Genomic DNA, 11,498 nt, shown 5'->3' with positions numbered 1-11,498 from the left:
TTGTCCATCTGCCCGAGGAACTGACGGGCGTAACCGGACAGGCTCTCGACGTAACGGCGCTGTCCTTCGGCGTAAATAGTATCGAACGCGAGCGAGGACTTCCCGGAACCGGACAAGCCCGTCAAGACGACGAGCTGGTCACGCGGGATCTCGATATCGATGTTTTTCAAGTTGTTGACGCGCGCCCCTTTGATGACGATCGCATTTTTCTTTTCAACCATTTAACTCCCTACCTTCAACTCCAAGATTAAGTCACGCAATTCGGCCGCCCGCTCGAACTGGAGGTCGCGGGCCGCTTGTTTCATCTCTTCTTCTAGTTTGGCGATCGCCGCCTCGCGCTCGGCCGGCTTCATCGAGCTGAGCGATTCGAGCACTTCTTCCTCAGCATCGACCGTCGCGCGGATGACGCCGCGCACTTCTTTCCGGATCGTCTGCGGCGTGATGCCGTGTTCTTCGTTATACGCTTGTTGGATCGAACGACGGCGGTCGGTCTCCCCGATTGCTCGTTTCATCGAATCGGTCATCTTATCGGCGAACAAGATGACGTGTCCGTTCGCGTTACGGGCCGCCCGTCCGATCGTCTGGATGAGCGAACGGTCCGAACGGAGGAATCCTTCCTTGTCGGCGTCTAAGATCGTGACGAGACTCACTTCTGGGATATCGAGCCCTTCCCGCAGCAAGTTGATCCCGACGAGGACGTCGTACTTCCCAAGGCGCAAGTCACGGATGATCTCGATCCGTTCGAGCGTCTTGATCTCCGAGTGCATATAGTTCACTTTGATGCCCGCCTCGCGGAGATAGTCCGACAAGTCTTCAGCCATCTTTTTCGTGAGCGTCGTCACGAGGACGCGCTCGTCTCGTTGGATGCGCTCGCGGATTTGGTCCATCAAGTAATCGATCTGTCCTTTGATCGGATGGATCTCGATCGTCGGGTCTAAGAGTCCCGTCGGCCGGATGATCTGCTCGATCATGTTCGGTGTATGTTCGAGCTCATACGGTCCCGGTGTCGCCGAGATGAAGATCGCCTGGCTCAACTTCTTCTCGAACTCCTCGAATTTGAGCGGACGGTTATCTTTCGCCGACGGGAGGCGGAAGCCGTGGTCGACGAGCACTTGTTTCCGGGCCTGGTCGCCGTTGTACATCCCGCGCACTTGCGGGAGCGTCACGTGCGACTCATCGGCGACGAGCAAGAAGTCTTTCGGGAAGTAATCGATGAGCGTGTACGGCGTCGCCCCTGCCTCCGTCAAGTTCAAGTGGCGTGAGTAATTCTCGATGCCTGAACAGTAACCCATCTCGCGCATCATCTCGAGGTCGTAGTTCGTCCGCTGTTCGAGCCGTTGCGCTTCGAGCAGCTTTCCTTCCTCACGGAACTTCTCGAGCTGTTCTTCGAGCTCGGCCTCGATGTTGACGATCGCTTTTTGCAGCTTCTCGTCGCGGGTGACGAAGTGGGATGCCGGGAAGATCGAGACGTGTTCGCGGTCGGCGATGATTTCACCGGTGAGCGGGTCCATCTCGCGGATCCGGTCGATCTCGTCACCGAAAAACTCGACGCGCAAACATTGCTCGTCGCGCGAGGCCGGGAAAATCTCGACGACGTCACCGCGGACACGGAAACGGCCGCGTTGGAAATCGATGTCGTTCCGCTCATATTGGATGTCGATCAGTTTGCGGAGCATCTGGTCACGCGGAAGCTCTTTCCCAACGCGAAGACTTAAGACGAGACTGTTATATTCTTCCGGGTTCCCGAGACCGTAGATGCACGAGACCGAGGCGACGATGATAACGTCGTCCCGTTCGAACAACGCTGACGTCGCCGAGTGACGGAGCTTGTCGATCTCATCGTTGATCGAGGCGTCTTTCTCGATGAACGTGTCGGTCGACGGCACGTACGCCTCCGGCTGGTAGTAATCGTAGTAACTGACGAAATATTCGACGGCGTTGTTCGGGAAAAACTCTTTGAACTCGGAATAGAGCTGCCCGGCGAGCGTCTTGTTGTGGGCTAGGACGAGCGTCGGTTTCTTCACTTCTTGGATGACGTTCGAGACGGTGAACGTCTTGCCGGTACCGGTCGCACCGAGCAGCGTCTGGTAACGGTCGCCTCGATTGACCCCTTCGACGAGCTGTCGAATCGCCTCCGGCTGGTCGCCGGCCGGACTGTATTCCGAATGTAATTCGAACGGAACGTTGATCTTGTCCATGTATATTCCTCGCTTTCTGTTCCTTGCATATTGACTTGATTATAGCACATACACGAACAAATATTCGCTTATGAGACGCTTCCCAAACCGTTCTCTCTTTCAGTATGATGGAGAGTGAATCTACTGAGAAACGAGTTGGTCATTATGTGGTCTTTGCTCTTCATCCCGCTCGGCGCCCTCGTCGGTGCGCTGTCCGGCTTCTTCGGGATCGGCGGCGGGGTCATCATCGTCCCGGTGCTCTTGTTCAACGGCTATACGGCGGCCGAGGCCGTCGCCACGTCGCTCTTGTTCGTCGTCGGGACGAGCTTGTCCGGGGCGAAAAAGCATTCCTCGCTCGGGAACGTGTCGTGGTCGACCGGTATGACAATCGGCCTGGCCGGTGCCGTGACTGCCCAGTTGTCGAGCCGGCTCGTACTCACCATCTCCGGGACGTACGATTGGTTGCTCAATGTTTTCTATTTGGCTATCCTATCTTATTTTGCCGTTACGTTATTAAAGAAAACATCGAAACGAAAGAAACGTAAGAATTCCGAGTTCGGCGCGAGTCTCTCCATCGGGGCGATTGCCGGTCTGTTGTCGGCACTCCTCGGCATCGGCGGCGGCTTCATCATCGTTCCGCTCCTCGTCAGCTGGCTCGGGTTCACGTCGCACCGCGCGGTCGGGACGAGCCTTGCCGCCGTCTTGTTCATCGCGCTAGGCGGTCTCGCCGGCTACCTCCCCTCGCTCCAACTCGATTTCATCTTGCCGGCGGCGTTGCTCGTTGGGGCGTTCATCGGGGCACCGACCGGAGCGGCGCTCACGAACCGTTATCGCGAGAAAGAGATTTCACGCCGGCTCGGTTTCCTTTATATCGCCGTCATCCTGGCGATCTCACTCGATTTATTGGCGCCGCTCTGGACCCCTTTCGCTTACGTCAGCTTGAGTGTGCTTTTCTTGTTCCTCGTCGCGATCAGCGTTGATTTCTTCAAACGGGTCACCTAGTAAAAACCACTTGAGACATGAAAAAGTGGTTTTTTTGAATATCTTGGTTTTAAAGCGCTTTCAATTGGGGGATATAATGAAGTGGTAAGTCAAAATTCAATATGGGAAAGGGGAGTATCACATGTCAGCATTTGTCAGTGAAATTATCGGGACGATGCTACTCATTTTGCTCGGTAACGGTGTCGTCGCCGGCGTCGTCCTCCGCCATTCGAAAGCGGAGAACGCAGGTTGGATCGTTATCACGTTCGGTTGGGGCTTCGCCGTCATGGTCGGGGTTTACGCCGCAGGGATTTACGGAGGGGCGCACATCAACCCGGCCGTCACGATCGGTCTTGCGACGAGCGGGGCATTTCCGTGGGCCGACGTACCGATGTACATTCTCGCCCAGTTCATTGGGGCGTTCATCGGGGCCGTCCTCGTGTATGTCCACTACAAACCGCACTATGACGTGACGGACGATCCGGGTGCCAAACTTGCGACGTTCTCGACCGCACCAGGTATTCGCAACACGCCGTTCAACTTGATCTCAGAGATCATCGGGACGTTCGTTCTTGTGTTTGGACTTCTCTCGTTCGGGGCGAACACGTTCGCCGATGGATTGAACCCGTTGATCGTCGCCTTCTTGATCGTCTCGATCGGTCTCTCGCTCGGGGGCACGACCGGTTACGCGATCAACCCGGCCCGTGACCTCGGTCCGCGGATTGCGCATGCGATACTCCCGATCAAAGGGAAAGGTACGTCAGATTGGGGTTACTCTTGGATCCCGGTCGTCGGACCGATCATCGGTGCCGTCATCGCCGCACTCGTCTATGGCATTCTCGTCCCATAATCACAACTTCTAAGGAGGCACTATTTCATGGATAAAGAAAAACGTTATATTTTAGCACTCGACCAAGGTACGACAAGCTCACGCGCCATCATCTTCGACCACGACGGGAAAATCGTCACGACTGCCCAGCGCGAGTTCAAGCAATACTTCCCGAAGCCAGGCTGGGTCGAGCATAACGCCAACGAGATCTGGGGGTCGGTCCTCGCCGTCATGGCCGAGGCGTTCGGTTCGGCCGACATCGACCCGAAAGAGATTGCGGCCATCGGGATCACGAACCAACGGGAAACAGCCGTCGTCTGGGAAAAAGAGACGGGGCGCCCAGTTTATAACGCCGTCGTCTGGCAATCACGTCAAACGGCCGGCATCTGTGACGAGTTGAGAGAAGCGGGCCACGCCGACTTGTTCCGTGATAAGACGGGGCTATTGATCGACGCCTACTTCTCAGGAACAAAAGTGAAATGGATCCTCGACAACGTCGAAGGCGCCCGCGAGAAAGCCGAAGCCGGCGACCTCCTCTTCGGGACGATCGATACGTGGCTCATCTGGAAACTATCAGGCGGCCACGCCCACGTCACCGACTACTCGAACGCATCACGGACGCTCATGTATAACATTTACGAGCAGAAGTGGGATGACGAGCTTCTCGACATCCTCACCGTGCCAAAATCGATGTTGCCGGAAGTGAAGCCATCGAGTGAAGTGTACGCCCATACAATCCCGTACCACTTCTTCGGCTTCGAAGTGCCGATTGCCGGCGCGGCCGGTGACCAACAGGCCGCCTTATTCGGCCAGGCTTGCTTCGAGTCAGGTGAAGGGAAGAACACGTACGGAACAGGTTGCTTCATGCTCATGAACACGGGCGAAGAAGCCGTCAAGTCGAACCACGGTCTACTGACGACGATTGCCTGGGGCTATGATGGAAAAGTCGAGTATGCGCTCGAAGGATCGATCTTCGTCGCCGGTTCGGCCATCCAATGGTTGCGTGACGGTCTCCGGATGCTCAAGTCGGCGAAAGATACGGAACAGTACGCCAACCGGGTCGAGACGACAGACGGCGTCTACGTCGTCCCTGCTTTCGTCGGCCTCGGTGCCCCGTATTGGAACTCGGACGTCCGCGGCGCCATCTTCGGCCTCACGCGTGGTACCGAGAAAGAACACTTCGTCCGGGCGACGCTCGAGTCGCTCGCCTATCAGACGCGTGACGTCTTGACGGCGATGGAACAAGACTCAGGGATCGAGTTGAAAACGCTCCGTGTCGACGGTGGCGCGGTCAACAACAACTTCCTCATGCAGTTCCAGGCCGACATCTTGAACGTCCCGGTCGAACGGCCGGAAGTGAGCGAGACGACGGCACTCGGGGCCGCCTACCTCGCCGGTCTTGCCGTCGGATTCTGGAAAGACCAAGCGGAAATCAAGCAGCAGTGGAAACTCGACCAACAGTTCGAACCGAGCATGGACGAGTCGCACCGCGAAGCACTTTACAAAGGTTGGCAGCACGCCGTCGAAGCGACGATGGGCTTCAAACCTTCAAAACTTGAATTGTGACAAGACGAAAGGGAGCATCCGCGAGGATGCTCCCTTTTATAGTTTCCGTAAGCGCAAGCGCGGACTCATCGGTTCCCCGACGAACAAAATACCGAGCTCGTGCGGGTCGGTCTCGTACATCGCCCGTTGCACGAAACGGATGTCCCCGTTCAAGTTGAGCACCTCGAGCTTGATGTACGGCTTATGGATTTGGAGCGCCTCGTAGAAGCTGCTCCCGCCCGTGATGACCGTCCCGTTCACTTTATAGATCGACTCGCCCGGGATGAGCTGCATCGTCTCGCCCGGTGAGCCCGGGAGCGTGTCGACGATGACCGCCCCGCGGTTGCCGTTGATGAATACCGGGGTCGTCGCGCGGTTCTCCCGTTTGATGAGCTGCAAGGCGACTTCATACAACACGTACAGCCCGATGAGCACATAGGCGGCGTACGGGACGTCAAGCGCGTACGAGGCAGCGAACAAGCCGAGCGCGATGATGGCGAGGACGCCACGGTACAGGCTCAAACGTCCGAGCAGCGTCCGCGGGAGCGCACCCGTAGAGAGCAGACTCACCCCGATCGGGATCGGCAAGACGACCGGGACCGGCACGTCGAATCCGAACGACGGCGGAAGGAACACGACGAGCGGGAAAAACCAAAGTCGCTTGACGACGTGGCCGCCGATGAACTGTCCGCGTTTGGACAAGATGAGCGTCGGCGACGTCTCGATGTTCCCGTTCCACCGTAACAAGATCGCCTCGGCGAGCGTGACGATCCCGAAGACGAGCGCGTACACCGGCCATTCGACCTCGGCGACTTGGTCGACGATACGCTCGAGCGGACCGTACGAGACGACGTCTCGAAGCGCGACCGCGCCAAGCATGACCAAAAACGGGAACGCCGGGCTGCAAAAGCGCGGGTGCATCGTCAGGACGACGAAGGCGTACAGGACGGTGAACGTGACGAGCCACTCGACGTTGACGGTCGTCTCGAGCAAGATGGTCGCGGCCGAGCCGAGCACGGCGAGCAATAGACTCGGCCAGACGAAGTGGCGCCACTCCGACTTCGGCGAGCGCCGGCGCGACCGAAACATCGCCCGCTCCCGTTTGATGCGTGCCATGGATATGTAAGCGAGGGCGACGAGCGTCACCCAGAGCAGCGGACTACCGATCAAAGTCAACAAAACAGGTACACTCATTCGTAGAACGTCCACACGTGTCCAATCCTTTCCCTAATCCTTATTTTGCAGCTTCCTTGAGCGCCTCGTTCAGTTGGGCATCGTTCGCCTCGTCCTGGATGACCTCAAGCAGACGCGATTCGAGCGCGGACGCCGTCTCTTCGTCGACCGTGCCGTTCACCGTCAAGTTGTTGTCGCCTTGGAAATCTGAGACGGCGCGTGCCATCGTGTCACCGTAGTAACCCGGTTGACCGCCCGGCTCGTAACCGAGACCGACGAGCACCGTGTGCAAGTTCGACACCGACTCGCCGTAGTCGCCGACTTTGAGCGTCTCGGCATCGGCGAGGATGCGATTGACGCTGAAGTAATCCGGTTGGTTCACTTCGACGTCCGGCTCGATGCCTTTCTCGTTGATCCAGTTGCCGTCCGGCGTGAGCCATTTGCTCGTCGTCAGCTTCAAGTTGCTGCCGTCTTCTAAGTCGAACGCCGTCTGAACGACGCCTTTACCGAACGTCTTGTTCCCGATCACGGTCGCACCGGCGCCTTCTTTGAGCGCCCCGGCGAGAATCTCCGACGCCGAGGCCGAGCCTTCGTCTGTCAAGACGAACAGTCCGTACGGCTTCGCCTCACGGGCCCGGCCGTTTTGTACTTCCCGTTCCCCTTTGGCGTTCTCGATTTGAACGACAGGTTTGTCGGTCGGAACGAACCCTTCGACCATCGTGATGACCGACGGCAACAGACCGCCCGGGTTGCCGCGCACATCGATGATGAGGCTGTCGATGTCTTGACTTTCGAGCTCCTCGAGTTGGGCTAAAAATTCTTCATCGGTCGGGTCCGAGAACTGTGTCACTTGCAAGTACCCGATTTTTTTCCCGCCTCCTTCTTTTACTTCCGAGAACACCGTCTCGATTGGGATCGTGTCACGCGTGATCTCGTAGTCGGCCTCCTGGCCGCCTCGGCGAATCGTCAGCGTCACGACCGTCCCTTTCTCTCCGCGAATCAAACGGACCGCCTCTTCGACAGCCATCCCTTCAATCGACTCCCCGTCGACGGCCGTGATGACGTCTCCTGGACGGAGTCCGGCCGCTTCGGCCGGCGCCCCTTTGATCGGAGCGACAATTAAGATGTCTTCTCCTTTCTTCTCCAAAGTCGCGCCGATTCCTTCAAAACTTGACTCGATTGAGTCCGTGAATTGCGACGTCTCCTCTGCGTCGAGGAAATCGGAGTACGGGTCGTCGAGCGCTGCCGTCATGCCATCGAGCGCCCCGACGAGCAAATCTTCTTCTGAAATATCTTTAAGCGAGTGCGCCTCGATCAACTTGCGCACTTGTTCGACTTTATCCCAGCCCTCGCTCCGGGGTTGAATCGCGGTCGGCAATGCGGTCGAATCGGTAAACGCCATCGTCGCGAGCCCTGCACCGGCCCCAGCGACGAACGTGGCGCCGGCGAGTAGTCCTGCGGTTGAATTTTTCACGGGTAGTCCCTCATTTCTCTTTGTCAGTCTTTCATTCAGTATAGCAAAAAGTTTAGAAGAAAAGACGCGTTCCACACATTTGGGGACGCGTCCGTCAGTCAATAGCCAATATAAGGACCCGGGTCGACCGCGTTCGGTTGCCCTGGTGCCCACTCACCTCGGTGAAGTTCGAAATGAAGATGCGGTCCGGTCGACCAGCCGGTGTTGCCGAGCGTCCCAACCGTTTGGCCGGCACTGAGCGTCTGCCCGGGTGCGACCGTAATCGAATCAAGATGGCCGTACACCGTCGTCCACACTTGGCCGCCTAGCACGTGGGAGACGAAGACGACGTTGCCGTAACCGGTCGCCGGCGCCGCCTTGACGACGATGCCCGGTGCCGCCGCAACGATCGGGGTACCGGTCGCATTGACGATGTCGATGCCGCGGTGCGACTCGGGCGCCCCTGTGAGCGGGTTCGCCCGCGGGCCGAATCGGCTCGAGACGTACCCAGAAACGGGACGTAAAAACGTCGAGACGGGGGCGGTCACGTTCTCCGTCACTTCAGCCGGCGGGACGACCGGTGGCGCGGCAGGTTCAGTGTTCGCGGCCGCTTCTTTTTCCCTTGCCTCAGCCTCAGCCTCGGCTCTCGCCTGTGCCTCAGCGGCCGCTTTCGCCTCGGCTTCCCGTTTTCGCGCTTCAGCTTCGGCGGCTTCCCGTTCCGCTGTGGCGATCGCTTCAAGCTGTCCGGCGATGATGCGGCGCTGTTCATCCATGAGCGCCTGTTCTTCCTCGCGCGTCATCTGTTCGAGTTCGAGCAGTTCGACTTGCTCGTTCAGTTCTGACAGCAACGCCCGCTTCTCTTCGGCGGCACGGTCGAGCGCTTGTTTCGTGATGACGAGCTCGCGCTCTTTTTGTTTGACGAACGACAGTTGCGTCCGTTGCGCCGTCTCGAGCGATTCGAGACGATCGACTTCGGTCATGAACGTATGTATGAGGTCCCGGTCCTGCTCCGCGATCGATTGCGCCGTCACGAGACGCGCCACGAAGTCCCCGAATGAACGGGACTCGAAAATGACTTGGAGATAGGACCGGTCCTCATGAATTTGAAGCACACGAAGACGCTCACTGAGGAGCGTCTTCTGGCCTTCGAGGTACTGCTCTTGGGCAGCGAGTTGGCGACGGGTCGCCTCGAGCTCGGCACGAGCTTCGTCGGCCTCGGACTGCTGGACGGCGATTTGTTCGCTCAAGCTGTCGAGCCGCTCGTTGACGGCGCGGACCTCGGTCGAGACCGCGTCACGCTCGGCCTCGGTCATCTCGAGCTCGGCGTCCGTCTCCGCTTGCGCTTTTTCGGACTGCTCCAATTGTTTGGACAGACGATCTTGTCGTTCCTGTAACGTCTCTTTCTCCGTCGCCATGACCGGCGCGGCGAGTAACGTCATACATAATCCAAGCGCAAGCGAACGTTTCATCCGCCAACTCCCCCTCATGATTTAAGTTAGACTTTCAAGAATCGACCGAGCGATGTCGTCGATCCCCAGATCCCGATGAACGCGCCGAGCGCAAGCAAGACGAGCGACACTTGCGTCGTGAGCGTCGATGGATCAATCAACTTAAATATATCACTATTCAATTGATCTAGCGATGGTTGTAAAGCACTATATGCGACGTCGTAACCGAAGTAGACGACGGCGATCGGGATGAGCGCACCGAGCACACCGAGGAGAAGCCCTTCGATGAAGAACGGCCAACGAATGAATCCGTTTTTCGCCCCGACAAGACGCATGATCTCGATTTCACGGCGACGTGAGAAAATCGTCATCTTGATCGTGTTCGAGATGAGGAACATCGCCATGAGCGTAAGCCCGACGATCAACACGAGTCCGCCGATGCGAATCCCGTTGAAGAAGGCGAACATCTTGTCGATATAGTCCTGTCCGTACGTGACTCTATCGACGTTCTCAAGCGACTGGACCGCGTTGGCGACCGTCTCGGTCTCGAGCGGGTCTGACGCTTTGACGATGTAACGGTCGTGGAGCGGGTTGTCCTGCTCGACCGCACCGTACGCGTTCGCATCTTCCCCTAACTGGTTGCGGAAGTTCTCGAGCTCATCGTCTTTCGAGCTGAACGTCACCGACTCGACGCCGGGGATCTGTTCGATGTTTTGACCGAGCTGTTCGACATTCGCCTCTTCGGCTGTCCGGGTGACGAACACTTGGATCTCGACATCGTTCTCGACGTTTTGTGAGATCTCATTGACGTTGAACATGACGAGGGCAAACACCCCGACGAGTAACAAAGTGATGGTAACGGCACTGATGGCCGCAAATGACATCCACCCGTTGCGAAGTGTTCCTTTGAACCCTTCCCGTAAGTGGCGGAGTCCACTTTTAAATATCATAGCCGTATGCTCCTTTCTCTTCGTCACGAACGACTTTCCCGTTCTCGATCGCGATGACGCGATGACGAATCTTGTCGACGATGTCGCGGTTGTGTGTCGCCATGACGATCGTCGCCCCGCGGCGGTGAATCTCTTCGAACACTTCCATGATGCCCCACGCCGTGTCCGGGTCTAAGTTACCGGTCGGCTCATCGGCGATGATGAGCTTCGGTTTGTTGACGATGGCACGGGCGATTGAGACACGCTGTTGTTCCCCACCCGACAATTCGTCCGGATAGTTGCGGGCTTTATGCTTCAACCCGACGAGGTTCAACACGTCCATCACTTGTTTGCGGATCGTGTTCGTGTCGGCTTGGACGACTTCGAGGGCGAAAGCGATGTTCTCGTACACGGTGAGTGACGGCAACAATTTATAGTCTTGGAAGATGACGCCGAGTTGGCGACGGAGTTTCGGCACGTGGCGGTTCTTCAACTTGCCGACGTTGATGCCGTCGATCAACAGTTGACCGCTTGACGGCTTCTCCTCCCGATAAATCATCTTCATGAACGTCGATTTCCCGGCGCCGGAAGGTCCGACGACGTATAGAAATTCGCCGTCTTGAATCTCTAAGTCGAGGTCATCGACGGCGACGACGCCGTTCGGATACACTTTACTGACTTTTTGCATCGAAATCATAACGTATTCCCTACCCTTTTTGTATATTTTTCATGCATCTATGACGAATGACCATTATTTTAGTAACTATATATTTCGTCTAGCCTTTGTTCTACAGGAAACGCGACGCGCTGTCAAGGCACGTTCATTCACGCTCCACCCGGCATCCAATATACCAAGGTGGTAGTACAAGCGCCTACAATTATAACAACCCGACTTTTAAAAGACCATTACAGGAGTATTTCAGTTCCGTTGAGTTCGGTGGGAAATTGTCGCGCCGCACGTCC

General features: G+C 57.2%; 9 protein-coding genes and 1 pseudogene. 3 read left to right on the top strand and 7 right to left on the bottom strand.

Annotated elements, in window-relative coordinates:
* Together JJU47_RS02125 and uvrB are read right to left on the bottom strand one after the other, a co-directional pair.
* Positions 1–221 (bottom strand): annotated as a pseudogene (locus JJU47_RS02125) (hypothetical protein); the annotation flags it as partial.
* Entirely contained in the window at positions 222–2,198 is a 1,977-nt protein-coding gene (uvrB, locus tag JJU47_RS02120; RefSeq protein ID WP_300997409.1) for an excinuclease ABC subunit UvrB, read from the bottom strand. It lies immediately after the preceding pseudogene.
* Between the two features lie 144 nt (positions 2,199–2,342).
* Between uvrB and JJU47_RS02115 the strand changes: the two genes are divergently transcribed.
* The 3 genes from JJU47_RS02115 to glpK all read left to right on the top strand — a co-directional run bounded on the left by JJU47_RS02115 (position 2,343) and on the right by glpK (position 5,553).
* On the top strand, positions 2,343–3,179 hold the full coding sequence (locus tag JJU47_RS02115) for a sulfite exporter TauE/SafE family protein (protein WP_228615894.1): 837 nt from the start codon (positions 2,343–2,345) through the stop codon (positions 3,177–3,179).
* Positions 3,180–3,300: 121 nt separating this feature from the next.
* Positions 3,301–4,008, top strand: coding sequence for an MIP/aquaporin family protein (locus tag JJU47_RS02110; protein ID WP_228615893.1), 708 nt, complete (start codon positions 3,301–3,303; stop codon positions 4,006–4,008).
* Positions 4,009–4,035: 27 nt separating this feature from the next.
* Complete coding sequence (glpK, locus tag JJU47_RS02105; protein WP_228615892.1) at positions 4,036–5,553, top strand: glycerol kinase GlpK; 1,518 nt, start codon at positions 4,036–4,038, stop codon at positions 5,551–5,553.
* Between the two features lie 36 nt (positions 5,554–5,589).
* Here the strand turns inward: glpK and JJU47_RS02100 are convergent, their stop codons facing one another.
* The 5 genes from JJU47_RS02100 to ftsE all read right to left on the bottom strand — a co-directional run bounded on the left by JJU47_RS02100 (position 5,590) and on the right by ftsE (position 11,232).
* The gene (locus JJU47_RS02100; protein ID WP_228615891.1) at positions 5,590–6,726 is read right to left on the bottom strand and encodes a PDZ domain-containing protein; all 1,137 of its coding nucleotides are present in this window, start codon (positions 6,724–6,726) and stop codon (positions 5,590–5,592) included.
* A 40-nt stretch (positions 6,727–6,766) separates the two neighbouring features.
* A complete protein-coding gene (locus JJU47_RS02095) occupies positions 6,767–8,179 on the bottom strand; it encodes a S41 family peptidase (RefSeq protein WP_228615890.1) in 1,413 nt (470 codons plus the stop codon).
* A 98-nt stretch (positions 8,180–8,277) separates the two neighbouring features.
* Entirely contained in the window at positions 8,278–9,627 is a 1,350-nt protein-coding gene (locus tag JJU47_RS02090; RefSeq protein ID WP_228615889.1) for a murein hydrolase activator EnvC family protein, read from the bottom strand.
* Between the two features lie 26 nt (positions 9,628–9,653).
* Positions 9,654–10,556, bottom strand: a complete 903-nt coding sequence (gene ftsX, locus JJU47_RS02085; protein WP_228615888.1) for a permease-like cell division protein FtsX — start codon at positions 10,554–10,556, stop codon at positions 9,654–9,656.
* Complete coding sequence (ftsE, locus tag JJU47_RS02080) at positions 10,546–11,232, bottom strand: cell division ATP-binding protein FtsE (RefSeq protein ID WP_228615887.1); 687 nt, start codon at positions 11,230–11,232, stop codon at positions 10,546–10,548. The genes ftsX and ftsE overlap by 11 nt, the downstream gene beginning before the upstream one ends.
* Positions 11,233–11,498 lie beyond the last annotated feature (266 nt).

Source organism: Exiguobacterium sp. (assembly GCF_020832205.1).
Taxonomy (GTDB): Bacteria; Bacillota; Bacilli; order Exiguobacteriales; family Exiguobacteriaceae; genus Exiguobacterium.
This window is presented reverse-complemented; position numbering and strand designations above follow the sequence as displayed.